This is a genomic window from Desulfobacteraceae bacterium (assembly GCA_022340425.1).
GTDB lineage: Bacteria > Desulfobacterota > Desulfobacteria > Desulfobacterales > JAABRJ01 > JAABRJ01.
Map to the genome: position 1 here is coordinate 14841 of JAJDNY010000177.1, position 24801 is coordinate 39641.

The 24801-nt window shown below is 63.9% G+C and carries 24 protein-coding genes, 1 tRNA gene and 1 riboswitch; of the genes, 10 read left to right on the forward strand and 15 right to left on the reverse strand.

Annotated features, from left to right (window positions below; all coding sequences use genetic code 11):
* Positions 1 to 94: 94 nt before the first annotated feature.
* Complete coding sequence (locus tag LJE63_15970) at positions 95 to 1105, reverse strand: TRAP transporter substrate-binding protein (GenBank protein MCG6908100.1); 1011 nt, start codon at positions 1103 to 1105, stop codon at positions 95 to 97.
* Positions 1106 to 1241: 136 nt separating this feature from the next.
* Here LJE63_15970 and LJE63_15975 point away from each other — a divergent pair, with 136 nt between their 5' ends.
* Positions 1242 to 1685, forward strand: a complete 444-nt coding sequence (locus LJE63_15975; GenBank protein ID MCG6908101.1) for a hypothetical protein — start codon at positions 1242 to 1244, stop codon at positions 1683 to 1685.
* A 48-nt stretch (positions 1686 to 1733) separates the two neighbouring features.
* On the opposite strand, the gene leuB is transcribed toward LJE63_15975, so the two are convergent.
* The gene (gene leuB, locus LJE63_15980; GenBank protein MCG6908102.1) at positions 1734 to 2819 is read right to left on the reverse strand and encodes a 3-isopropylmalate dehydrogenase; all 1086 of its coding nucleotides are present in this window, start codon (positions 2817 to 2819) and stop codon (positions 1734 to 1736) included.
* Between the two features lie 494 nt (positions 2820 to 3313).
* On the opposite strand from leuB, the gene LJE63_15985 reads away from it, so the two are divergent.
* From LJE63_15985 to LJE63_16010, 6 genes are all read left to right on the forward strand, one after another.
* Positions 3314 to 3727, forward strand: coding sequence for a DUF1992 domain-containing protein (locus tag LJE63_15985; protein MCG6908103.1), 414 nt, complete (start codon positions 3314 to 3316; stop codon positions 3725 to 3727).
* Positions 3728 to 3750: 23 nt separating this feature from the next.
* Positions 3751 to 4203, forward strand: a complete 453-nt coding sequence (locus LJE63_15990) for a hypothetical protein (GenBank protein ID MCG6908104.1) — start codon at positions 3751 to 3753, stop codon at positions 4201 to 4203.
* A gap of 4 nt (positions 4204 to 4207) precedes the next feature.
* Entirely contained in the window at positions 4208 to 5164 is a 957-nt protein-coding gene (locus LJE63_15995; GenBank protein ID MCG6908105.1) for a D-alanine--D-alanine ligase, read from the forward strand.
* Positions 5165 to 5368: 204 nt separating this feature from the next.
* A complete protein-coding gene (gene purD / locus LJE63_16000; GenBank protein ID MCG6908106.1) occupies positions 5369 to 7141 on the forward strand; it encodes a phosphoribosylamine--glycine ligase in 1773 nt (590 codons plus the stop codon).
* The gene (locus tag LJE63_16005) at positions 7104 to 7787 is read left to right on the forward strand and encodes a threonylcarbamoyl-AMP synthase (protein ID MCG6908107.1); all 684 of its coding nucleotides are present in this window, start codon (positions 7104 to 7106) and stop codon (positions 7785 to 7787) included. The genes purD and LJE63_16005 overlap by 38 nt, the downstream gene beginning before the upstream one ends.
* A 34-nt stretch (positions 7788 to 7821) precedes the next feature.
* A tRNA-Leu gene (locus LJE63_16010) sits at positions 7822 to 7905 on the forward strand.
* Positions 7906 to 8100: 195 nt separating this feature from the next.
* Here the strand turns inward: LJE63_16010 and LJE63_16015 are convergent.
* The 7 genes from LJE63_16015 to LJE63_16045 form a co-directional block, all read right to left on the reverse strand.
* The gene (locus LJE63_16015) at positions 8101 to 8556 is read right to left on the reverse strand and encodes an ACT domain-containing protein (protein ID MCG6908108.1); all 456 of its coding nucleotides are present in this window, start codon (positions 8554 to 8556) and stop codon (positions 8101 to 8103) included.
* Positions 8557 to 8623: 67 nt separating this feature from the next.
* A complete protein-coding gene (locus LJE63_16020) occupies positions 8624 to 9142 on the reverse strand; it encodes a hypothetical protein (GenBank protein MCG6908109.1) in 519 nt (172 codons plus the stop codon).
* Positions 9143 to 9293: 151 nt separating this feature from the next.
* A complete protein-coding gene (locus LJE63_16025; protein MCG6908110.1) occupies positions 9294 to 10361 on the reverse strand; it encodes an ABC transporter ATP-binding protein in 1068 nt (355 codons plus the stop codon).
* Between the two features lies 1 nt (position 10362).
* Positions 10363 to 12036, reverse strand: coding sequence for an iron ABC transporter permease (locus LJE63_16030; protein ID MCG6908111.1), 1674 nt, complete (start codon positions 12034 to 12036; stop codon positions 10363 to 10365).
* 69 nt (positions 12037 to 12105) lie between these two features.
* Entirely contained in the window at positions 12106 to 13152 is a 1047-nt protein-coding gene (locus LJE63_16035) for a thiamine ABC transporter substrate-binding protein (protein MCG6908112.1), read from the reverse strand.
* A gap of 62 nt (positions 13153 to 13214) precedes the next feature.
* Positions 13215 to 13335, reverse strand: a riboswitch (TPP riboswitch).
* Between the two features lie 67 nt (positions 13336 to 13402).
* The gene (locus LJE63_16040; GenBank protein ID MCG6908113.1) at positions 13403 to 13603 is read right to left on the reverse strand and encodes a cold shock domain-containing protein; all 201 of its coding nucleotides are present in this window, start codon (positions 13601 to 13603) and stop codon (positions 13403 to 13405) included.
* 333 nt (positions 13604 to 13936) lie between these two features.
* Positions 13937 to 14815 carry a rhomboid family intramembrane serine protease gene (locus LJE63_16045; protein ID MCG6908114.1) on the reverse strand — a complete coding sequence of 293 codons (879 nt, stop codon included), beginning with the start codon at positions 14813 to 14815 and terminating at the stop codon, positions 13937 to 13939.
* 504 nt (positions 14816 to 15319) lie between these two features.
* Here LJE63_16045 and LJE63_16050 point away from each other — a divergent pair.
* A complete protein-coding gene (locus tag LJE63_16050) occupies positions 15320 to 15487 on the forward strand; it encodes a hypothetical protein (GenBank protein ID MCG6908115.1) in 168 nt (55 codons plus the stop codon).
* 18 nt (positions 15488 to 15505) lie between these two features.
* Here the strand turns inward: LJE63_16050 and aroB are convergent, their stop codons facing one another.
* The 6 genes from aroB to LJE63_16080 all read right to left on the reverse strand — a co-directional run bounded on the left by aroB (position 15506) and on the right by LJE63_16080 (position 22684).
* Entirely contained in the window at positions 15506 to 16531 is a 1026-nt protein-coding gene (aroB, locus tag LJE63_16055) for a 3-dehydroquinate synthase (GenBank protein ID MCG6908116.1), read from the reverse strand.
* A 3-nt stretch (positions 16532 to 16534) separates the two neighbouring features.
* Positions 16535 to 17545 (reverse strand): 3-deoxy-7-phosphoheptulonate synthase, encoded by a 1011-nt coding sequence (gene aroF, locus LJE63_16060; protein MCG6908117.1) that lies wholly within the window; start codon positions 17543 to 17545, stop codon positions 16535 to 16537.
* Between the two features lie 325 nt (positions 17546 to 17870).
* Positions 17871 to 18950 (reverse strand): DUF4340 domain-containing protein, encoded by a 1080-nt coding sequence (locus tag LJE63_16065; GenBank protein MCG6908118.1) that lies wholly within the window; start codon positions 18948 to 18950, stop codon positions 17871 to 17873.
* A gap of 90 nt (positions 18951 to 19040) precedes the next feature.
* Positions 19041 to 20924 (reverse strand): Gldg family protein, encoded by a 1884-nt coding sequence (locus tag LJE63_16070; protein ID MCG6908119.1) that lies wholly within the window; start codon positions 20922 to 20924, stop codon positions 19041 to 19043.
* Between the two features lie 17 nt (positions 20925 to 20941).
* Complete coding sequence (locus LJE63_16075) at positions 20942 to 21694, reverse strand: ABC transporter permease (GenBank protein MCG6908120.1); 753 nt, start codon at positions 21692 to 21694, stop codon at positions 20942 to 20944.
* 54 nt (positions 21695 to 21748) lie between these two features.
* A complete protein-coding gene (locus tag LJE63_16080) occupies positions 21749 to 22684 on the reverse strand; it encodes an ATP-binding cassette domain-containing protein (protein MCG6908121.1) in 936 nt (311 codons plus the stop codon).
* 242 nt (positions 22685 to 22926) lie between these two features.
* On the opposite strand from LJE63_16080, the gene LJE63_16085 reads away from it, so the two are divergent.
* Positions 22927 to 24381 (forward strand): cytochrome c biogenesis protein ResB, encoded by a 1455-nt coding sequence (locus LJE63_16085; protein MCG6908122.1) that lies wholly within the window; start codon positions 22927 to 22929, stop codon positions 24379 to 24381.
* Between the two features lie 123 nt (positions 24382 to 24504).
* On the forward strand, positions 24505 to 24801 hold a 297-nt coding region (locus LJE63_16090; protein ID MCG6908123.1), incomplete at its 3' end, for a c-type cytochrome biogenesis protein CcsB.

Sequence of the window (24801 nt, forward strand, 5' to 3'; positions counted from 1 at the left end):
TGCCGCCGGCCGGAGACCTGCAGCCTGCCCCGCGCGGATGGCCCGGCCGGTTTGGGCGACTGGGCCTTTTCCACGGCGTGTGTTCGGCGGCCCCCTATTTCACCTCGGCGCGCACCGCTTCGATCAGCTTCCAGCCCTTCTCGGGATTGCCGCCGCCGATGGCCTGGATCACCGACGGGGTGCGGTAGACCCCGGCGACCGCTTCCACAAACGGCGCTTTGTCCGGATGGGTGACCGCCATGCCCGCTTGGGCCAGGGCGGCCTCCAGCTCCCGGTCGGCCTCCCGGGAGAGGTTGCGCTCGTAGTCGCGGGCCTCGGTGGCCGCTTCGGCCAGGATTCGTTGATGCTCCGGGTTCAAGGTCTGCCAGCTGATCTCGCTGACCAGCAGCACCGCCGGCGAGTAGAAGTGCCCGGTCATGGCCAGGTGCTGCTGGACCTCGAACAAGCGCGAGGAGTAGATGACCGCCAGCGGGTTTTCCTGGGCGTCGACGACCTTTTGCTCCAGCGCTGTAAAGAGCTCGCCGAAGGCCATCGGCAGTGGGCTGGCCCCCAGGGCCTTCATGGTCAGAATAAAGACCTCGTCCTCCATGACCCGGATTTTGAGGCCCTGCATGTCTTCGGGGCTGGTGATGGCGCGTTTGGAATTGGTGATGTTGCGAAAGCCGTTTTCGTACCACCCCAGGGAGCGGATGCCCACCCTGGTAAAGAGCGCCGCGATCCGGGTGCCGATCTCACCGTCCAGGACGCGGTAGCAGGCCTCGCGGTCCCTGAAGAGAAACGGCAGGTTGAAGAGCTTGACCTGGGGAACGAAATTGCCCAGCGGGCCGGTTGAGGTCAGCGTCATCTCGAGGGAGCCGAGCTGCAGGCCTTCGATCATGTCGCGCTCGGAGCCGAGCTGGGACGCCGGAAAGACCTGGATTTCGATCGCCCCGTCGGTGCGTTCGGCGACGATTTTGGCAAGATATTCCGCCGCTTGGTTGTAGATGTGGCTGGGTTGGGTCGCCGTGCCGCACTTGAGGATGATTTTGGCGTCGCTCGCCGGACAGCCGGGCGCCAGGGTTGCAAACAGGGCAAAAACGACTACCGTCACCAGTACTCTGCACATAATTCCCTCCGCGCTGTGGGCAAAAAGGGTTGGTTTCAGCCGCAGCCACCTGAACGGCGCGGGCAGGTGGCTGCAAACGAAACGCTTCCCCGTTTTTGGATTTGACAAGATTGTCCGGTGCGAATATACGGTTTGGATGCCGCCGCTATCGGATAACGCCTCAAATTTGACCTACTGCCGCCGACTTTTGGGGGCCCTCCAGGCCCTCGGCCTCGTTGCACTCCTGCTTTCCGGTTGTGCCAGCTACAACAGCCATCTCCAGGCGCAGAGTTTCGCCGAGTCGGCCCGTGCATACGGGCTCGCCATCCAGTGGTCCGATTACGATGCGGCCGTCAATTTCCTCGAGCACCCCCCTTCGCCCGAAGACCTGGCGCATATCCAGGCCTTCAAGGTCACGGCCTATGAGATCCGCAAGGTCAAGTTCCTAAATGACATGTCCCGGGCCGATCAGACCGTCGCCATCCGCTACTACAAAATCGACGAACTGATCGAACGCTCGGTTGTCGACCAGCAGACGTGGGTGTACCACCCCGAGGCGAAAAACTGGTATCTGCAAAGCGGGCTGCCCGATCTGGGGTGAGCGCCGCGCGGGGCTTCTCCCGGTTTGTTTGGGAATTGCCGGCGGCCATCAGCTTGGGCGCAGGCGCGCCGCGATGGCGTCGCCCATGGCGGCAGTGCCCACGGCGGCCGCGCCCGGGGGGGCGATGTCGGCCGTCAGGATTCCGGCCTCGAGGGTCTCCACCACCGCTTTTTCGACGGCATCGGCCGCGGCCGCGTGGTCGAAGCTGTGGCGCAGCATCATGGCCGCCGAGAGAATCTGGGCCACCGGGTTGGCCACCCCCTTGCCGGCAATGTCCGGGGCCGAGCCCCCGGCGGGTTCGTAAAGTCCGAAGTGCGTGCCGTTGAGGCTCGCCGAGGGCAGCAGCCCCATGGAGCCGGTGAGCATCGCGGTCTCGTCGGAGATGATGTCGCCGAACATGTTGCCGCACAGCAGCACGTCGAACTGTTGCGGGTTGCGGATCAACTGCATGGTGGCGTTGTCGATGTAGATGTGGCTGAGGCTCACGTCGGGGTATTCGGCCCCCAGAGCGGTGACGATTTCACGCCAAAAGACCATATTGGTCAGCACGTTGGCCTTGTCCACGGAGGTCACCCGGCGGCGCCGCAGGCGCGCGATCTCGAAGGCCGCACGGGCGATGCGCTCGATTTCGCGGCGCGTGTAGACCATGGTGTCGAAGGCCTTTTCATCCGGTCCGCTGCCCTCCCGGCCTTTGGGGGCGCCAAAATAGATCCCGCCGGTCAGCTCCCGCACGCACATGATGTCGAAGCCGTCTTTCACGATTTCGGGTTTCAGCGGGCTGGCGGCGGCCAGGGATTTGAAAACCCGGGCAGGCCGCAAGTTGCAGAACAGTTCGAAATGTTTCCGCAAAGGGAGCAGGGCGGCTCTTTCGGGCTGTTCGGCCGGCGGAAGCGCCTCCCACTTGGGGCCGCCCACCGAGCCGAAGAGAATGGCATCCGACGCCTGGCAGACCGCCAGGGTGTCGGAGGGCAGGGCCGTGCCGTGGCGGTCGATGGCGGCCCCGCCCACGTCGGCAAATTCATAGCTCAACCGGAGCGCGAACTTTTCCTGTACGACGTCCAACACCCTGAGGGCCTCGCGCATCACTTCAGGCCCGATGCCGTCTCCGGCCAGTACCGCGATCTTTTTTTCCATGAGGCGTTGCCTGCTCCATTGATGGGTGAGGGGCCGGGCCGGGGTGTTTCTCGGCCCGATGCATTCCCTGAACGCGTGCCCACTATACCGTCAAGATCGGGAGCCTGTCCACCCCATTTGCGGTGGCCTGGCCGGGGACGGTTGAAAAATCAGTTCAAGTCGCCCGGGCAGACCGCCGATACCTTTAGCAAACAGGGCGCAGACAGATTTCACCGGCCCAGCTGCGCTTTGCACCGTTTGCAGGGCGGCTCTTCCAAGGGCCGCCCTTTCTTTATGAGTCGCTGCGTTCGTTCCTGCCGGGCCTTTTGTTTTGACACTTGCAGCGTTATGGCGTATGGTTTCCGGCGTTGGTTGAAAGTCCGAACGGCCTATCCCCTAGCCCGTGCGCTTTTCCTGAACCCGACCGCAGCGCGCCGCTTCGCCTGCCACACGGTGCTCGCCCGGGGTAAGGCCTCCCCTCAGATGCCCTCAGGCAGCGCGGTCAGGAGGCTTAGATGCTGGCGGGGTTCGAAAAAATCGTCGAGGAACGGATCCGGATCGCCCAGAAAAAGGGGGCCTTCGACAACCTCGAAGGCCGCGGCAAGCCTTTGGTGTTCGAGGATGACCGCCACGTGCCCGAAGAACTCCGCCTGGCCTACAAAATTCTCAAGAACGCCGACTGCCTTCCGCCGGAACTCGAATTGAAAAAGGAAATCCGGCGAACCGAGGACCTTTTGGCCGGCATGAGTGACACCGCCCTGCGCTACCGGACCCTGAAGAAACTCAATTTCCTTATCCTCAAACTCAATTCCCTGCGCAACACCGCCATTGCGTTCCAAGAGCCCCAGCATTATTTTGACAAATTGGCGTCCCGAATCGAAAACGGCCCATCCGCCAAGGGTGGCGGCCATACATCTTCAAAACCATGATTGAGAAAAAAGAAAACCTTGGTTTGTTCAAAAGCGTGATGGTGGCCTATTCCATTTTACTCCTGCACGTCTCCGTGATTGCGGTGCTGGGAATTCTGGTGCTTTTTTTCCGCGGCATCGTAAACTACATGCTGTGGATTTTCTTGTTCGGATCGACGGCCATCGCGGTTTTCGCGTACCTCTTTTTCCGCCGCATGAAGCGCGAGGGCAAATCCCTGCGCGAGATGCTCAACACCCCGGTATTCAACGGTCGGCCGGTGGAGGTCAGCTTGCTGGGGGGGCTTGCCTCCTTCCGGTTGGGGGGCCGGCCGGGTTTCCCGGCGCTGGAGGGCGATTATCTGGGCGCCAGCCATCAGCTGGAAGACCCGGATACCGTTCGCCTGCGCGAACTCGTGGAACTGGGCCGGATGTTCGAGAACAACCTGATCACCTTCGAAGAATTCAATCAGGCCAAAAAGAAGCTCCTCGAGGCATAAGGCGATGAAAAAAACGCGCGTCGCCCTGCTTTCTGGCGGGGTATCCTCCGAGCGGGCGGTCTCCCTGGAAAGCGGCAACCAGGTTTTCGCAGCCCTGGACAAGCAAAAATACGATGTCCGCCGCTATGACCCCCAAAGCGACCTGCCCCGGCTGGTGGCCGAGGCCGACCAGATCGATATCGCGCTGGTGATTCTGCATGGCCCTTTCGGGGAGGACGGCACGGTCCAGGGGATGCTGGATCTTCTGAGCATTCCCTACCAGGGCTCGGGCGTGCTGGGCAGCGCGATCGCCATGAACAAGCTGGTCTCCAAGCAGCTTTACGAAAAATTCGGCATCCCGGTGCCGCCCTATCTCGCCCTTACCCGGCATGACCACCTGGATCCCGAGGCGATTTCCCAGCGGCTTGGCTTCCCCCTGGTGATCAAGCCGGTGGCGGGCGGCTCCAGCATCGGTATGTCGATAGTCAAATCGCCCGAGGCGCTGGCCGCCGGGGTCGCTCAGGCGCTGCAGTACGATACGGGGGTCCTGCTGGAAGCCTATCTCGCAGGAGTCGAGCTGACCTGTGGCGTGATCGGGAACGAGCACCTGGAAGCCCTGCCCCTGATCGAGATCGTCCCCGACAAAGCCCACCCTTTTTTCGATTACACCGCCAAGTACACCGCCGGCGCTACCCAGGAGATCTGCCCGGCGCGGATCGATCCGGCCCTCGCCGAAAAGGCCCAGTCATACGGCCTGATGGCCCACCGCGCGCTCAATTGCCGCGGCTACAGCCGAACCGACATGATTCTCAAGGACGGCGAGATTTTCGTTCTGGAAACCAACACGATCCCGGGCATGACCCCCACCAGCCTGCTGCCGCAGGCGGCCCGCGCGGCCGGGATGAGCTTCAGCCAACTGCTGGATCGACTCATCGCCCTCGCCCTGGAGGACCGCCCGCCGCGGGCAGACGGGCCGGTTTGAAGCCAAGCGCCCTGATCGCGATCTGATCCGGGTCCTTCCGGGTTTCATACCCGCCCACCGTTTTCGGTCGGCTGCCGCATTTGGCCCCCCATGGCTGCCGAAACCTCACGGTTGGGGACTTGCCGCTTCCACGACGATCCAACCGCCCGTCATCGGGTCGGGCGCAACCCATAACCCGCAGCGTTGTCGAGAGGGAGGCGTTGTATGAAAGTGCTGGTAGTGGGCGGCGGCGGCCGCGAGCATGCCCTGGTCTGGAAGATCAAGCAGAGCCCCCGGGTGAACAAAATTTTCTGCGCGCCCGGCAATGCCGGCATCGCCGAGCTGGCCAGCTGCGTACCGATCGCGGCCGAGGATATCCAGGGGCTGGCGGCCTTTGCCAAGAGCGAGCAGGTCGATCTGACCGTGGTCGGGCCGGAGGGCCCGCTTTCCATGGGGATCGTGGATCTTTTTGAAAATGAAGGCCTGCGGATCTTCGGGGCCTCCCGCGACGCCGCGCGCCTGGAGGCGAGCAAATCCTTTGCCAAGAACCTGATGAACCGTCAAGGGATCCCCACCGCCGTCGGTCAGAGCTTTACCAGCCGCAGCAAGGCCCAGAGCTACATCCGTAAGATCGGGGCGCCGCTGGTGGTCAAGGCGGACGGGCTGGCGGCCGGCAAGGGGGTCATCGTCTGCCGCACGGTCCCGGAGGCCCTCAAGGCGCTGGACACCATCATGGTGGAGAAGGCCTTCGGCGATGCCGGGCGTACCGTGGTGGTGGAAGAGTGCCTAGTGGGCGAGGAGGCCTCCTTTCTGGCCTTCACCGACGGTAAGACCGTGCTGCCGCTGCCCTCCTCCCAGGACCACAAACCGGTTTTCGACAACGACCAGGGGCCCAACACCGGCGGCATGGGGGCCTACTCGCCGGCCCCGATCGTGGACCGCTTCATCCACCAGCGGATCATGGATGAGGTGATGCTGCCCACGGTGCGCGCCATGGCCGAGGCGGGCTGTCCCTACAAAGGGGTCCTCTACGCGGGGCTGATGATCGATCGGGACCGGATCAAGGTGCTGGAGTTCAACGGCCGCTTTGGCGACCCGGAAGCTCAGCCGCTGCTGATCCGGATGAAAAACGACATCATTCCGGTGATGGAGGCGGTCATCGACGGGCGGCTGGCCGAGTGCCGGCTGGAGATCGACCCGCGGGCCTCGGTCTGCGTGGTGATGGCGGCGGGGGGCTACCCGGGAAGCTATTCCAAGGGATTACCGATCGCCGGTTTGGAAGCCGTCAAGCGCATGCGCGATGTGGTGGTGTTCCACGCCGGCACCGTCCAGGGCGAAAAAGGGGCGGCAACCGCCGGCGGTCGCGTCCTGGGTGTCACGGCGCTGGGCGAAAGCATCGAAAAGGCCATCAAACGCGCCTACCAGGCGGTGGTCAAGATCTCCTGGGACAAGGTCCACTTCCGCACCGATATCGGCCAGAAGGCCCTTGCGCGCCTCAGCACCCCGCCCCTGGTGGGGATCGTGATGGGCAGCGATTCGGATCTCCCGGTGGTCGAGGGGGCCGTCATGGTCTTCAAAAAATTCGGCGTCCCCTTTGAGATCACCGTCGCCTCCGCCCACCGCAGCCCCCAGCGGGCGGTGGAATTCGCCGCCGGCGCCCGGCAGCGGGGGGTCAAGGTCCTGATTGCAGCCGCCGGTCATGCCGCCCATTTGGCCGGGGTGATGGCGGCGCACACCAGCTTGCCGGTGATCGGGGTGCCGATCGCCTCCTCGGACCTTTCGGGCTTCGATTCCCTGCTCTCCACGGTGCAGATGCCGCCGGGGGTGCCGGTCGCCACGGTGGCCATCGGCAAGCCGGGGGCCCACAACGCCGCCATTCTGGCGGTGCAGATCCTGGCCCTGGCTGACCCGGAGCTGACCGCCCGGCTGGAGGCCTTCAAAGCCGAAATGGCCCATCAGGTTGAAGTCAAAGCGGCCCGACTCGCAGATTATCTCTAACCGCTTCGCGGTCGACCCCCACCGACCGGACCCGGCGGTCATCGAAAGCGCTGCGGGAATTTTGCGCCGCGGCGGGGTGGTGGTCTTTCCCACCCGCTGTCTCTACGGCCTGGCCGCCGATGCGCTGAACGCCGCCGCGGTGGCGCGGGTCTTTGCCCTCAAGCGCCGGCCGGTCGACAACCCGCTCCTGGTGCTGGTGCAGGACCGGTCCGGGGTGGTGCCTCTGGTGCGGCGGGTGACATCCGCAGCCGATCTGTTGATGCGCCATTTCTGGCCGGGGCTGGTGACGGTGGTGTTTGCGGCGCGGGAGGGCCTGCCGCCAAATCTCACTGCCGGGACCGGCAAGATCGGCATCCGCGTGCCGTCCCACCCGGTGGCGGCCGCCCTTGTCCAGGCGTTTGGGGGGCCCCTCACCGGCACCAGCGCCAACATTTCCGGACAGCCCGGTTGCGCCCGGGTGGCGCAGCTGGAACTGGAGCTGGCCGCCGGGGTGGATGCACTCCTGGATGCCGGGCCGCTATCCGGTGGCCCGGGCTCCACCGTGGTGGACACCACCGGGGAGGCGCCGCGGGTGCTGCGCGCGGGCAGCGTTTCAGCCCGCGCCGTATTGCGCCTGCTGGTAAACCCTCAGCGGCAATTGGATTGACAAATCGGCCCGATTTGCATATAAGCCGACCCACGCCGGAGTGGTGAAACTGGTAGACGCAGAGGACTCAAAATCCTCCGACCGCAAGGTCGTGTCGGTTCGATTCCGACCTCCGGCACTCAAAAAAACAAGGGGTCGCGATGCTTTTCGCGGCCCTTGTGGTTTTCTGGGGCCGGCTTGGTTTTCCGCCCCGATCCGCGTCCTAAAACCCACCCGCGGTCCGGTTGCCGGGCCTTTCCAAACGCAGGGGAGCGGGTGCTGCGACCACCCGACCAAAACCCGCACCTGTGAACCGGATTCCCCCCCTTTTCCTCTACCCCGAGGCCTTTTCTGCCCGGGCGCATGCGGCCGAAAATCGCGTTAGAATCGAAACCGCTGTTTCTGCATCTTCCGACCGGATCAGGAGGTGGTCCATCCGAAAAGCGCACTGCGGAACGATGGCGATTCCGGCTTGGGCCAGGCGCTCGGCCGCCGGCAAAAGGTAACCGCTAATGTTCAGGTCGATCTCGAGGTCGAGCGTCACCACCCGGTAGGGGCCGGCGAGCGCCAGTGGGTGGACCTTTGGGAAGAGCGACGACCACGCCTCGTGCCGCAGGGTCAGGGAGACCGCGTCTTTTTCGACCATCAGCGCCGCGAATTGATCTCCCCCGGCGGTCGCCAGCAGGGTGGCCGTCTTGAGTGCGTCATGCGGCAGGCTGACCAGCAGATAGTCCCCCGGCCAGGTCGTGATGCGTGTTTTGGCCCATAGGGCGCGGACGGTTTCGTTCATAGCGCGTTGTTTCCAATCAGAGCGCCCCCGGGACGAAGGTCCTCGGCCGGCATTCTTTTTTTCCGGTTCACTCGGCCGGTGCCAGTTTGAAGGACTTTTCAAAATCCTGGTCCAGCCGCTGCCGATTCAACCGGTCGGAAAGCGGGGCGTAGTAATAGGCCAGCTTGGTGCGGCCCTCTTTTTCATAGTGTTTCAGCTTGATGGTGACCTTACCTGCCTGCCAGATCAGAATCGTGCTGCCCAACCGCAGCTGGGCCCGCGCCTCCCCGTATTGGCCGGTGAGGGATCGGCGAGCCTGCTCGAAGGCTTCCCGGCCGTCCAGGTTGAGGTAGGCGGCAAAGAAACGCTCCTCGAAGAACCCATAGCGCACCGGCCCGGAATAGACGTTGGGGAGGTGGTAGACTTCCCGGGGGCGGTGGTGGTAGCTGAGATCGCCGTCGCGGGCGAGCTGTTCGAGTCCTTCAACCGCCGAAAGGGGTGTGCCCCAGGCAATGCCGCCAAAACCTTCCCGCACGTCGGCTGCGCTTGCCAGGCTCGCCGCCGGAAATATCAACAGGCCGAGCGTCCAATAGACTATCTGTCGCATAGGTTCAGTCCTCCGATTTTGAAGGCGGCATGCAAAACGGTTACCTGCCATAGATTTGCAGACCGTTGGGTTCAGAATGCCCTGCACGCGTTGGAGTAGATCACCCTAAGGGCTGCCGCTAGGGTTGTCAACGGCTGCCTGCGCGGGCCTTTCAGGCCTCCCTCGGGTCCGGCACGAGGCTCATGGCCGCGGGGTTCAGCCGCAAGTGCACCTGTTGGCCGGGTCCCGGCGGCGGCGGGTTGTTGGGCAGGGTGAAGATCAGCGTGATGCCGTTTTCGGCTGTTGTCCGCAGGAGGTAGTGCTGCCCCTGGAAGAGGCGGGCCGTGACCCGGACCGCGATAACCGGTCCGCCAGGGTCGGCGAAACCGACGGGGGCTATGGAGGCGGCTTCAGGCCGAATGAGTACGGTAACCGGCGCGCCCCGGGCGGCCTTGGCGTCGGTGATCGGAAAGCGACCCAGGGGGGTCGCCACCGCACCGTCTGCAACCACCCGACCCGCCACCAGGTTGTGCAACCCGATAAATCGCGCCACCAGCGGGCTGGCCGGCCGACGGTAGAGGGTTTCCGGGGGGGCGATCTGGGCAATCTGCCCGTCGTGGATGACGGCGACCGTATCGGCCACGGCAAAGGCCTCGGCCTGGTCGTGGGTCACCATGATGCTGGTGACCCCCACCTGTTTCAGAATCAGCTGCAGGTCGGCCATCAGGCGCTCGCGCAACGCGCGGTCCAGGGCCCCCATGGGCTCGTCCAGCAGCAGCAGCCGCGGTTGGGGGGCCAGGCTGCGGGCCAGCGCCACCCGTTGGCGTTCGCCGCCGGAAAGCTCCGCGATGCGCCGAGCGGCAAACCCCGCGAGGCCAACCCGCGCCAGGGTCGCGGCAACCCGGCGTTTCAGCTCCGGTTGCGGCAGCCGCTGCAGCTCCAGTCCGAAGGCCACATTCTCGAAAACGTTTTTGTGGGGAAAAAGGGCGTACTCCTGGAACATCATGCCGAACTGGCGGCGGTGGGGCGGCAGCGGCGCCAGGTCCCGGCCGTCGAAGGTGATGCTGCCGCTGTCGGGGCGCTCCAGTCCGGCGATCAGCCGCAGCAGGGTGGTTTTGCCGCATCCCGAGGGGCCCAGCAGGCAGAGGATATCGCCCTCGGCCAGGCTCAGGCTCACCTCCCGGATGAAGGGCTGGTGGTTGAAGGTTTTCGAGACCCGCTCGAGGCTCAGGAGCACCATCTCAGAACCCTCCGGATGTTTCCGGGCGGAGCTTTTCGAGCAAAACGAAGCCGGCCGCGGTCACTATCATCAGCAGGCTGCTCATGGCCATGGCCTGGCCGTAGTTGAGGGCTCCCGGCTGGCCCAGGAACCGGAAAATGGCCAGCGGCATGGTGGGGGTCTGGGGGCGGGCGACCAGGGCCGTGGCACCGAATTCGCCCATGCTGACCGTAAAGGCGAAGACCATGCCCACCAAAAGCGCCCGGCCGATGATGGGCAAATCCACCGAGCGCCAAACCTGGCGGGGCGAGGCGCCCAAAAGGCTTGCCGCCTCCCGCAGACTTTCGGGGATGCTCCGCAGGGCCGGCAGCAGGCTGCGCAGGACAAACGGAAAGGCCACCAGGCAGTGGGCCACCGGGACCAGCCACGGGGAATTGCGCAAGTTGAGCGGGGGGCGGTCCAGGGCGATGATAAAGCCAAAGCCCAGGGTGACGGCGGAGGTGGACAGCGGCAGCATGAAGAGCGGGTCCAGCAGGGCGCTTAGGCGGGACGGCGGGCCGGCCAGAAAAAGGGCCGCCGGCAGGCCCACGGCCAACGCCAGCAGCAGGGCGGTCAGCGCAAAGCCCACGGAGTAGCCCATGGCATGGAACGGCGGAACGAAAAAAAGGGACTGCGAGGGGTTTTCGACAAGGGCGCGGTAAAAGGCCAGCCCGAGCCCATTCTCCGTGGTGAAGGACTGCAGCAGCAGGGCGGCCAGGGGGGCGCTCAGGAAGATCGCCGCAGGCAGCAGGCCGAGGCCCAAAAAAAGGCGCTCGCCCGCGGTTTGCACCGCCCGTCGGCCGAATGCGGGGGCCGCCGGCATCAGCGCCAGCGCGCTGCGGCGCTGGAGTGCGGTGTAGGCCCACATCAGCCCGAAGGTAAACAGGATCTGAATCAGGGAAAGCGCCCCGGCCAGGGGAAGATTGAACAGATGGACCGCCTGGCGGTAGATTTCGACCTCGATCGTGGCCAGCCGCGGGCCGCCCAGAATCAGGACGACGCCGAAGCTTGAGAAGCAGAACATGAACACCAGCAGGGCCGCCGCCAGGATGGCCGGCTGCAGCTGGGGCAGGGTGACCCGGCGAAAGGCCTGCCAGCCCGAAGCCCCCAGCATACGTGCGGCTTCGTTGATCTCCGGCGCCAACTGGGCCCAGAACCCGCCCACGATGCGCAGCACCACGGCATAGTTGTAGAACACATGGGCGGCCAGGATCAGGCCCACCGACTGGTGCACCCGGATCGGCGGCGCGGGGAGTTCCCAGATCGCCATCAGCCCCGTGTTCACCAGTCCGTGGGGGCCCAGCAGGGCCTGAAAAGCGCTGGCGACCACCACCGTCGGCAGGACGAAGGGGATTGTGGCGAGGGTTTGCAGCGTTGCCCGGCCCCGGAAATCGTAGCGCGCCAAGAGACCGGCGCCCGGCAGGGCCAAGGCCAGGGTGAGCAGCGTGGAAACCGCCGCCTGCCAGAAGGTAAACCACAGCCGGCTGAGGTAGTAGCCCGATGTGAACAGTTTTTTCGGCTCAAGCGGCGACCACAGATCGCCCGGAAAAAAGCTGACGGCGAAGATCCGCGCCAGGGGATAAAAATAGAAGAGACCGAGGAAGAGCAGCGGCGGCAGAAGAAACAGCAGTCGACCTCTGGGCGGTGATGGTGCCATGCGGGTCACGTTTTGGGGCTGTAGCGGGCGGGGATGCCGGCGCCTTCAGAAGGCGTCCGCAGCTCCGGGTCAGCGCAGCACGGTTTCGGTCCAGGCCTGGATCCAGCGCTCGCGGTGGGCGGCGATCTCCTCCGGGGGCAGCGCCACCGGCTGTTCGGCCAGGCGGGTGTGGCGGCGGAAGACCTCGGGCAGGGCCGCCTGCCGGTTGGCGGGAAAAACGAACATCTGCAGCGGGATGTCTTCCTGGAAGCCCCGGTCCAGCATGAAATCCACCAGTTGGCGGGCCAGCGCCAGCCGGGGGGTGCCCTTCAGAATGCCCACGAATTCGATCTGGCGGAAACAGGACCCGGGGGCGGTGACCGCTGCGGTGGGGGCCTCGTCCAGGGGGCTTTCGGCAAAATGGACCTCGGCCGGCGGGCTGCTGGCGTAGCTGACCACGATCGGCCGGCTGCCCCTGGAGGCGCCGCTGAACTGCCCCCAGTAGGCCTCCTTCCAACCGTCCACCACCAGCACGTCGTTGTCCCGCAGCTTTTGCCAGAAATCGAGATAGCCGTTCTCGCCGAAGCGGCCCACCGTGGCCAGCAAAAAGGCCAGTCCGGGGGAGGAGGTGGCCGGGTTCTGCACCACGGTAAGCCCCCTGAAAGCCGGCTGGGCCAGGTCTTCCAGGGATGCGGGCGGTCTCAGCTGCCGGGTTTGAAACCATTTTTTGTCGTAGTTCAGGCAGACATCGCCGAAGTCCACGGGCAGCAGGCGGTTTTGCGGGTCAAGTTTGAGACGGTCCGGGATGGCGGCCAGCAGCGGCGAGTCGTGGGCCTGGAAGATGTCCGCCTTGAGGGCCCGGCTGAGATAGGTGTTGTCCACGCCGAAGAACACGTCCGCCATGGGGTTGGCCTTGGACAGGATCGCCTGGTTGAGGGCCGCGCCGGCATCCCCCGCCTTGAGAAACCGGAGCGTGGCCCCATGGGCCTGCTCGAAGGCGGCGACAGTTTGCCGGCTGATGCTGAAACTGTCGTGGGTCATGACGGTGAGCTGCGCAGTCTGGGCCGCCGCCTGGGAGAAAGCGGCGGTCAGCAGCAGGGCGGCGCCCCACAGCAGGGTCGAGACACGCGGTTTCATGGCACCCTCCTCCATCCAGTGGAATGAAAACAAACGAGCCGTTCTGCCAGGGCAGGAACGGCTCGAATCCCGCATCGGGTTTCCTACACCGGCATTACCCGGCTCAGGTTCAACGGTCGGACCCTCTTACGCCCTCAAAGGGTCCCTCTCAGCCCGGTTTCACCGGGCTCCCGGCAGACGCTATGTCAAATGATGGTCTTTTTTCCCAGGATTTCCAACGTATGATCTTTGGATCGCGGACGGACACCCCCTATATCACGGTCACATTGACGGCCGCTGGACCTTTCTGTCCCTCGGTAATTTCGAATGTGACCCGATCGCCCTCTTTGAGAGACTTGAAACCGGTGGCGTTGATGCCGGTGTGATGGACGAACACGTCAGGTCCGTTTTCCTGCTCGATAAACCCGTAGCCCTTGCTGTCATTAAACCATTTTACCACGCCCTCTGCCATTCTAACTCCTCCTTTCAACAAAAATTTTCAAGGTCCCGGGCCCTAGGCCGCAGAATCGGAGCGCGGTTGAGGCGCAGGACTCCGCCCGCATCCGATGCGGGCGTTTAAACACCCTGAATATAGCGTAAAAAGATAAAAATGCAATAAAATTGATGGACCGATAAAAATTCGAATTTTAAGATGGTGGTGAAAAAAGCCCAAGTTACGGCGCGCAAATCTCAGCGGCGTGAGGCGTACGACTAAACGCCGCAGCGACTTCGAGATGCCGCGCAACGCAGAAAATGGACTTTTTACGCCGCCATCAAAATTTCTGGCGCTGCGGCATCCCCGGGTTCATCGCCCGGAGGCAAAACCGCCAAGCCCGCAGGACCACGCTGAAAACCCGATCACAGCAGCGGCCACCGCGAGCGCCCAGAACTGGCAGCGTCTGCCCGGGGGGGCTTGCGCCAGTAGGGCAAATCCGCCCCCAAGCGTTGCGCCGGCGGCGAAACCGAAGAGGTGGGCGAGAAGATCGGAGTTTTGGGCCGTTCCCAGCAAGGCGAGCAGGGCCAGGCCCCCGCCCAGGGGCAGCAGCGCCCGGAAGCGCTCACCGGCAACGCGGATGCGGCGGGTGAACTGGATGGCGCTTAAAATTCCCAGCGCGCCGAAAATGGCCGTTGAACTCCCCACCGATAGGTGCCCCGAGCGGAAGAAGACGGCATTCAGGGCGTTGCCGAGGCCGCCGCTGACCAGCACCATCAGCCAGCCGAGGCCCCAGCCGCAGAGGGAGGCCACCGCCGCCCCGAAAAGGGCGATGCCCACCAGGTTGCCCACCAGATGGAGCCCACCGGCGTGGATCATCAGGGCCGTGATCGTACGGTGCCATTCTCCTTGGAGGATCGCTTCGGCCGAAGCGCCGCAGGCGCTGACGACCCGCTCGGGCGTGGCGCCGGAAATGCGCACCAGGTGCATCCCGGCAAGAAATGCCGCCGCCCACAGGCCGCTGAATATCCCCGGCGACGGTCGCCGGGTCGTGCCGGCAGGCTCCGGCGGCGGGTTCTCCACTTGGTAGCGTTCGAGGGCCTCACGGGCCCTGGGTGCGTCCTGCCGGGCGACCGAAAGGGTCCAGCCCTCCCCGGCGCGGCTCACGCTGTGGCGGATGTTCAACACCGAGCAGACCAGGCTGTAGGTTCGGGCCTGCTCGCGTGTCAGGTTGTCCATCAGGGGGATCATGCGCCGCTTTTTTCGCCGGGTTGTCGGGGGTGCATCGCCGCCGCCATCCTGTGGGATTATTTGTGGCCGCGGCCCTAAAGTATCGGCGCCCACGGCCGATCAAAATACTACATGCTTCTCGAATGTGCGTGCATCTTTTAACCCGGTCATCCTCAAAACAAAATAAAAAAAACTGCGGTGCCGCCGGTTGAAATAACGGCATTCAGAGAAGCATTCCTCCCGCGCGCAACGGCTGACGCAAAGGTCAGCGGATACGGTTTAAACTCAACTTCGCTCAGAAAGAAAGCGGCCCGCCCTCGGCGCCGCTTTCTTCGTTTTCAAGGCAACTGCCAGGGAGTTAGGGCGGCTGGCGGCCTTGCCAGGGGCGGCCGGGGTAATTAGCTTGCAGGAGTTTTTAATGCGCCGGCTTCCTTAAGATCAGCCCACCGGAGTCTGTCCCCGGAAACCTCAAAAACGCGCCCCGCGCGCCGGTGTGCGGCAGGCCGTTTGAAAGCGAAGGAACCCATGAGTGAGTTTAAAAACGACCAACTGTTGACCATCGTTACCCAAATCGCCGAGAAGCACGGCTGCAAGATCGTGGACATCGACCTGGAAAACCACACCCTCAATCTCGACGGTCCGGAATGCGACCAGGTGGCTTGCGCCATCGAACTGGAATCGGTGCTGGGCTGAGCCGGGCGCTCACCGCCCTCAGACCAGGTCCAGGGCCGCCCCCAGCTCCGAGAGCGTTATCTCCGTCACAACGGACCGGCCGATGTCCCTCAGCAGAACGAAGTGGACGCCGTCGCCGGTCCGCTTCTTGTCCTTGCCCAGGGCCTCCAGGACCGCTTCCCGATTGAAATCCATCCGTGTCGGCAGGCCCAGCTTGGCCAAGAGCGCCTGCAGACGCTGGTAGGCGGCCGGCGGCAGCAGTCCGCGCTGGACCGACAGCGCCGCGGAGATCAGCATGCCGACGGCGACCGCCTCGCCGTGCAGCGCGCCGGTGGTCTTTTCCAGAGCGTGGCCGAAGGTGTGGCCGAAATTGAGCTTGCGCCGCTCCCCCTGTTCGTGCTCGTCGCGTCGGACCACTGCCGCCTTGATGGCCACGCAGCGCGCCACCAGGTGGTTGATGACCTCCGGGTCGAGGGCCATGGCCGCCTGCCAGCGGCTTTCCAGATGGGCGAAGAGGGCGGCGTCGGCGATCGCGGCGTGTTTGACGATCTCGGCAAACCCCGACGTCAGCTCCCGCTCCGGCAGGCTGTGCAGCATCTGCGGGTCGCAGAGCACCAAGGCCGGCTGGCGAAACGTTCCCACCATGTTTTTGTACCCGCCGAAATTAACCCCGTTTTTCCCCCCGACGCTGGCGTCCACCTGTGCCAACAGCGAGGTGGGCACCAAAGCGCATTCCACCCCGCGCAGGTAGGTGGCGGCGACAAAGCCGGCGATGTCGCAGACGATCCCCCCCCCGATGCCCACGATAAAGGTCGATCGCTGGGCCTCCATCGCCACCAGGCGCTCGAAGATGGCCGCGACGGTTGCCAGCGTTTTGTTGGCCTCGCCGGTGCCGATGCGGATCACCTCGCACGGCGGAAAGCGCTCACCGTAGATCCGCCAGAGATTGGGGTCGGTGATGAGGACGCTTTGGGACAGCGGGATGCGCGCGGCCAGCCGGTCGAAATTTTCGCCGACGAGAATCGTGGAGGTCCCTTCTCTGCCCTGGATCGTGACGGGGGTCATGGGTCACTGCTCCTGGAAGGTCTCGAAGATCGACCGCACCTGCCGGCAGAGGGTTTCAAACTGATGCGGGTAAAGGGACTGAGCCCCGTCGCTCATGGCTTTTTCAGGGGCGTGGTGGACCTCCACCATCAGCCCGTGGGCGCCCACGGCCACCCCGGCGCGGCTCAGGGGGATCACCTGGTCCCGGCGGCCGCCGGCGTGGCTGGGGTCGATGATGATCGGCAGGTGGCTTTCCTTGCGGACCACCGGCACGGCCGAGATGTCCAGGGTGTTGCGGCTGTGGTTGACGAAGGTCCGCACGCCGCGCTCGCAGAGGATCACCGCGCTGTTGCCGCCCTCGAGGATGTATTCCGCGGCCATCAGCCACTCGTCGATGGTGGCGGCCATGCCGCGCTTGAGCATGACCGGTTTGCGGGCTTTTCCGGCCCGGCGCAGCAGGCTGAAGTTCTGCATGTTGCGGGTGCCGATCTGGATGATGTCGGCGTATTCCTCCACCAGGTCGAAGGTGTCGTCGTCCATGACCTCGGTGACCACCGGCAGGCCGGTGGTCTCGCGCACCTTGGCCAGGATTTTGAGGCCCTCCAGGCCCATCCCCTGGAAGGAGTAGGGAGAGGTCCGCGGTTTGAAGGCGCCGCCGCGGAAGATCTCGGCGCCCGCCTGCTTGACCAGCTTGGCGATGGTCATGGCCTGGGATTCGCTTTCGATGGCGCAGGGGCCGGCAATCAGGGTCATGTGGCCGTTGCCGATGACCACATCGCCGACGTGGATGATGGTGTCTTCCATCTGGGATTCCCGGCTGACCAGCTTGTAGGGCCGGGTGATGGGGACCGCCTCCTTGACGCCCGGCAGCCCCAAAAAGGCGTCGGCATCGATGGGCCCCTTGTTGTTGAGAATGCCGATGGAGACCCGCTCCCCGCCCGGAATGGGGCGCGCGGTGTAGCCGTTGGCCTCGATGGTGGCCACAACGGCCTGAATTTCCTGCGGTGTGGCGTTCTGGTTCATGACGATCAGCATGGGAGATCTCCTCTTGATGGGTGAAGACGGGATGATAAAAAAAACGCCGCGGGGCGGGCCCACGGCGTTTGAAACAAAAAGGACCGTGGGCTTTGGGGCCCGCGGTCCTGGGTCAGTTTTGGTCTGCCTGACGGCGCAAACTATCCGGTAACCGGCCGAAGCCCCTTGGGAGCGGGTCGCCACCACCAGTACCAAAGATAATTTTTCGGGCTGTCAGGTCTCATGATCGTTTGGCTTTAAACTCGGGAAACAAGGTTAAGTGTTTTTATTTTAGGGAAGCTCCCCGGGCTTTGTCAAGCGCTTTTTGGCGGTCCTTTGGCAACGTCTATTTCGGGGCCTCTTCGGCGGCTACCGGCTCCAGGAAGCTCTGGAGGTCCGCCGCGAAACTGTCCCGCCGCCATTGGGGGATGATGTAGGTCCAGGCGCCGAGGCGCTGGTTGAATGCGGCGATTTCAGCCGCCCGATCGGTGGGCGGGGCGTTTTCGCCTTCGGCCGCTGGCCCCTGGAAGGCGGCATGCAGCCGGAGATAGTGGGCCTCGGGGTTCTCGGGCAGGGCCGGCCCGATCGTCAGGGTGTAGGTGCTGCCGTCAAAGAGCCGGTATTCCAGCAGCAGATCGCCTGCGGCGGGGGCCGACGCCTTGGGATCGGCCACATCGTCGATCTCCAAGCCCGACAGGGCCTGGAGCACCTCATCCACCTTGGCCTGGCGGACCTGCCGCCCATCGGGTGCGGCCATCAGCTGGGCCCCTTGGCCTTCGGCCGGGCGCCGCAGGTTGTAGCGCACCTTGCCGGTTTTGGGGTCGCGGCCGGTCACCTCGTGGATTTTCTCCGCGGCGATGTCCAAAAGTCGGCTATCCAGCCACTCGGCGGCCGTTTTGCCGAGAAACTGAAAACTCTGGTCCACCAGGTAGACCTGCTTCTCGTTCACCGGCAGCACGTATTGGGTGTCCGTATTGGGGGAGGTTTTGCCCAGGAGCAGATCCACCAGGGGGCTGCCCTGGGCGTCCTGCAGGCTGATGCGGGTGGCGACCCCGTCGGGGGAGGCGCCCTCGGTTCCGGGGGGTGTCAGCGCCAGGCGCTCGGTGATCTCGGCGTCTGCTTCGAAGGCCCGCCCGATTTTCATGTCCCGCAGCTGCTGCACCAGGCGGGTGATCTTGGCGAAATCGGCCGGAAAGTCGAAGCGGCTGGCAACCGTCCAGGTGTCGGTGGTGAACTTCAGCCGCACCTCCTCATCGGGACCGGTCAGCGTGATGGCGCTGATTTCCTGGATGGGCAGATCCGGCAGCAGTTTCTTGCCGAGCACGGCGCTGCTGTCTTCGGCAGGCTGCGGCCGGGTGATAAAAATCGCCGCTGCGCCCAGGGCGGCGCAGATGCACAGCAGGACGATCACGGTCTTTGGTTTCATAACCCCCCTTTGTCGGCGTCCCCGTGCCGCCCGGAGCTTCGGCCGTCAATCGGACCGCGGGCAGGTCTTGGGTCGGCGCCTTTGGCACGGTCACGGGCGCATGCGGTTGCGCCGGTATAAGGCGTAGCCGATCCCCGCGATGCAGACCACCAGCGGCATCAGGAAGATGTTGATGAGCTTGACGCCCGTCCCCAACGCCTCGATATCGGCCCGCAGGTTGCGGCGCACCACCTTGAGCTCTTGGCTGATGCGCAGCTTTTCCTCCTGGAATTTCCGGATTTCCGCCTCCTGCTCCTCGCTGAGGATCAGCTTCTGGGAGGCGTCTTTGCGTTTTTCCAACTCCTGCAGCTTCTGATTGGTGGCCTCGATCTTTTGCAGCAGTTCCTGTTCGCGGTCCAGCCAGCGGGTCTGGGCTTTCTGCTCCAGGGCCTGAACCCGGGTAAAGGGGCGCTGGAACTTGCCCCGCGACCGGATGTTGATCAGGCTCTGGCCGCCGGCCAGCATCTCGGCGGCGTTGAGCACAAAATTCAAATTGTCGTTGAAGATCTGGGCCATTTCAAACCCGAGGAAGTTCTGGCGGCTGACGTAGTAGCCGTCAAAGAGCATGTCGGCGTCGGCAACGACGATCACCGTGGCGGACTTGACCCCCTGCCGCAGGGGCTCGGCTGCGACCGGGGCCGACTGTCCGGCGTCTTCGGTGTTCTCGCCTGCGGTGGTCGATGAGGGGCGTCCGTCCGGAAAGGCGGTTTGAAACACCCCGCTGAGTTTGACCGCCAGGTCGTAGGTATCGGGGGATGCCTGGAAGGTCCTGCGCACCTCCCCGAGGCCGAAGCGCGCGCTGAACCCGTCGGCCAGCGCCGAGTTGGCGCTGGAATGCACCAGGGGTTCATAGGTCAGCGGGCCGTCGGCGGTTTTTTCGATGCTTCCGGCCACCGGCAGCAGGAGGCTTTCCAGCTTGGAGGTGATGATATTCTCCGGGTTGAGGCCGTTTTGACGGATCGACAGCCAGAAGGGGTTGTCCTCGATTTGGTTGCTCTCGTTGCGCAGCCGGGTGGGATTGTCCATATCGACAACGGCCTGGGGGGCGCTGGTGCCGATGCCCCAGGCGGTGAACAGCGGCCCCAGCGGCTGGGCGTCGGCAGCGCCCTGTTGGGGGTCGGTGACGGTCAGCGGGTCGGTAAAGATCAGGAGGCTGCCGCCCCCCAGGACGTACTGGTCGATGGCGAACAAAAGGCGCTGGTCAAGCCCCCTGGGCTGTACCAGGAGCAGCAGGTCGATGGCCGCATCGATCTGGTCGGTCGTCGGCGGCAGAGTTTCCACCTCGTAGGTTTTGCGCAACTCGGTGACAAACAGCCAGGGGGCCATCCCCTGCTGGGGCATGCCGAAGCCCATGGGGGCGCGGCCCATCACCGGCAGGCTGCTGATGATCGCGATCCGCGGCTTTTTGGCGGTCTGTACCCGGGCGATGATGCGCGTGATGTCGTACTCGAGGTTCTCTTCGCGGCTGGGGTCCAGAAAGGGGATGGTCTCCTCCTGGTCCGCGGCCGTTGCCACCAGCCCGAAATAGAGCGTCTCGCCGGTGGGCAGGTCAATGCCCCGGATGGCGTATTTCTGGGCCCATTCCTCCTCCTCGGAGTCCGGCCGGGGGTCGAAGACCTCAACGCTCACCCGGCCCCCGCTCTCGAAGCTGTATTCCGCGAGAAAGTCCAGCAGGCGACTGGCATAGGTTTTGATTTGCACCGGCGCGTTGACGATCTCCTGGCTGTAGAAGACTTTGACGGCCACGTCTTGCTCGAGGCCCGTCAGTATCTCGCGCGTGCTGTCGGAAAGCGAGTAGAGCCTGTCCTCGGTGGCGTCCCAGCGCAGGTTGACGCGCGCCAAAAGGAAGTTGAGGAGCACCAGAATCAGCAAGAGCAGGATCAGGCCGCCCGCTGAAAACAGGGATTTCTGGACGCCTATGCGTTTATCAGCCATTTGCTTGCCTTCCTCCTTCAGGATGTTCTGCGGCCCTGCAGCACCACCCCGTTAACGCTCAGCATGAAGGTGATCACGGAAATGTAGTAGAGCAGGTCCCGCAGGTCCAGAACACCGCGCTGCATGGACAGAAAGTGGGTCAGAAAGCTCGTTGCCGATACCAGGTCCACCAGCCAGACCGGGGCCCAGCCGGAGAGCACGTTGGTGACCGGCGCAAAACCCGCCAGGACCAGAAAAAGGCAGATGACCACCGACAGGATGAAGCTGACCACCTGGCTGCGGGTCAGGGCGGAGGTCATCAGGCCCACTGAAAGAAAGGCGCCGGCCATGAGGAAGCTGCCCAGATAGCCCATGATGATCGGCCCGATGTCGGGCTGACCCAGGTAGAGGACCGTCAGGACCATGGGAAAGGTCAAGAACAGGGCCACGCCGATGAACACCCAGGCGGCTAGAAACTTGCCCAGGATGGCCTCGGCGACCGTCACCGGCAGGGTCAAGATCAGCTCCAGGGTTCCCAGCCGGCGTTCTTCGGCCCACAGCCGCATGGCCACTGCCGGCACCAGAAACAGATAAATCCACGGGTGCCACTGGAAAAAAGACCGCAGGTCGGCCTGCCCGACCTCGAAGAAATTGCTGATATAGAAGGTGAAAAAGCCGTTCAGCAGGAGAAAGATCACAATGAAGACGTAGGCCACGGGGGAATTGAAGTAGGAGAGCAGCTCGCGCTTGAAAATGGCCCTGACAATGCCGAAAAGTCCGATTTTACCCATATCTCTCCTTTGGCGTCGCGGCGCGCGCGTGGCGCGGGAGCCGCTCGGGGGGCCTCAGTGGCCCGTGATGCGGCGGAACACCTCGTCCAGGCGGCCCTTCTCCACGAACAGCGACGTGATGGCATATTTTTGCTCTGACAGGCGCGCGACGAGTTTATCGGCGATGGGGCGGTCGCCGCGCTCGGGAAAGGCGCGGAAGTGCAGGATGCCGTTTTCGGATTTCAGAAATACGGCGGATTTGACGCCTTCGCTGGCCTGGATGGCGGCCAGGGGCGCCTCGGGGGCCACGGCTTTGATGGTCAGGCTGATGGCGCCGTGGTCCGGGGAGCTGGCCTTGAGGTTTTCGGGGCTGTCGTCGGCGATGATCCGGCCGTCGTCGATGATGATCGCCCGGGTGCAGACGCTTTCGACCTCCTCCAGGATGTGGGTGGACAGGATGATCGCCTTGTGGGTGCTCATGTCGCGGATCATCAGCCGGACCTCATGCTTCTGATTGGGGTCCAAACCGTCGGTGGGCTCGTCCAGGATCAGGTACTGCGGGTCATGCAGGATGCTCTGGGCGAAGCACACCCGCTGCTTGAAGCCCTTGGACAGGGTGCTGACCGTCTGGTGGGTGACCTTGCCGAGGAAGCACTTTTCGATGGTCTCCGCCACCCGCCGTTTGCGCTCGTTGGCGCCGAAGCCCCTGACCTCGGCCACAAAATCGAGAAAGTCGAAAACGTTCATGTCCGGGTAGACCGGGGCGTTTTCCGGTAGGTAGCCGATCATCTGGCGGGCGCCGATGGGGTCCTCCAGAAGGTCGCAGCCGCCGATCACCGCGGTGCCCCGGGAAGGCGGCAGGTAGCCGGTCAGCATCCTCATGGTGGTGGATTTGCCAGCGCCGTTGGGACCGAGAAAGCCCAGAATCTCCCCCTTCTCAACTGCGAAGGAGATGTTGTCGACCGCCGTTTTGGCGCCGAACAGCTTGGAGAGGTGCTTGGCTTCGATCATCTTTCATGGTCTCCTTCGGAAAGCCGGGTGTACGCGGGTTGTGCTGCGGCTGGGGGCGCCCCGCACATGGGAGGCAGGATTTTCAGGGGCACTTTAGCCATTTTTTCCCTTTTGTCAACCCCGCGGCGGCAACCCGGTCAAGACCCCCGCAGGCGACCGTTTGCGGGCCACGGCTCCCGTGTTGCCAGCCAGACCGGGTTCTGGTATGGAGAAAAACTCATTTCAACCCGAAAGGAAATTCCGTGACCGCAAACGCGTCTGATTCCGGGATACCCCGGCGGATCTGGAAATTTTTTGCCTCTGTCAAACTCACCGTGGGACTGCTGCTCACCTTGGCGGCGACATCGGTCCTGGGGACCCTGATTCCCCAGAATGCCGACCCCGCCCTTTATTTTCAGAAGTACGGCGAAAAGCTCTTCCGGCTGTTCTGGTTTTTCGATCTTTTCGACATGTACCACTCCTGGTGGTTTCAGTTCCTGCTGCTTCTGATGACGGTCAACCTCCTGGTCTGTTCGGTGGACCGTCTGTCATCCACCTGGCGGGTGATTTTTCCCCGCAAGCCGGTGTTCAACCGCGCCCAGTTTGAAAAGCTGCCGGACCGCCAAAGCTTCAGCGTTGACGGCACCCCGGAAGAACTGCTGGCGCGCTATCAACTCCTGCTGGCGCGTCGCTTCCATTACAGCCGGCTGGAAGCCACCGCCGACGGCGGGGTGCTTTTTGCCGAAAAGGGACGCTGGGGCCGCCTGGGGGCCTACGTGGTGCATCTGGGTGTGCTGTTGCTGCTGATGGGCGGTCTGATCGGGTCCTGGGCCGGCTTCGAAGGCTTTGTCAATATTCCCGAAAAGGAGAGCATCGACAGCGTTCAATTGCGCAGCAGCGGTCAGCCCCACCAGCTGCCGTTTGCGGTGCGCCTGGACCGCTTCCAGATCTCCTTCTACGATGAGCGCAGCCGGATGCCCAAGGAGTATCGCTCCACCCTGACGATCCTCGAAGACGGGGAGCCGGCGTTCACCCGGGATATCCTGGTCAACGCGCCCCTGCGTTACCGGGGCATCAACATCTTCCAGTCCAGCTACGGCCAGATCGCCCCCAAGACAGCTGACACGAAGCCGCCGGAGGCCTTTACCCTGGTCTTCACCTCTTCGGCCAGCGGCATGGCCTACCGTCAGAAGGCCACGATTGGGGAGGAGGTCGCCATCCCCGAGGGCCTGGGCAGCTTTGTGGTCCAATCCTTTCAACCGGCCTACGAATTTATGGGGCACGATCTCGGGGCGGCCCTGGTCGGTCGCCTGACCCCCTCCGATGGGCAGCCCAGCGAGGTTGTGCTGCCCCTGGAGCACCCCAACTTCGACAAGATGAGCGCGCGTTTCAACCAACTGCGGACCGGGGCGGTGTTTGTCGCCGTCGATGACGTCGTCCGCAGCGCGCCACCGCCGGAGCGTCGGTATTACACGGGCCTGCAGGTCACCCGCGATCCCGGGGTGCCGGCGGTCTATGCCGGCTTTGTCCTGATACTAATCGGCTGCTGCATCGCCTTTTTCATCTCCCACCAGCGTGTCTGCGTCGCCGTCTCCCGCAGCCGGGGCAAGCGCAGCCAAGTCGTGGTGGCCGGGACGGCCAACCGCAACAAACTGGGGATCCAAAGACGGGTCGCAAATTTGGCCCGGTTGATGGCCGATTCCCAGGGGGGCGCCTGACCCGGCAGCGCCGATTGCGGGTGACGCCCGCCCCCGGCGTCTTTCTGGTGCGGCTTTCAAAAGACGCGCTTCCTAAAAATTCCGTCGGCCCATCGTGCCGGCATCCAGCCCAGAGGAAAAACCATGAACAGTTCCCTGCTTCTCTCGATTGTGACCTTTGTCTACGGTGCGGCGGCGGCGCTCTATCTGGCCGCCTGGATTTTCAAAAGGGCGCTGCCCGGCAAGCTGGCCAGCGCCCTGGTGGTGATCGCCGTCGTCGGCAACCTGGGCGGCATCCTGCTGCGCTGGTGGGAGTCCCACCAGCTGGGGTTCGGCCATGTTCCGCTCGCCAATTTGTACGAATCGCTGATCTTTTTTTCGGTGATGACCGCCGGCATCTACCTGGTGGTCGAAGGCCGCTACAAGAATCGGGTGATCGGG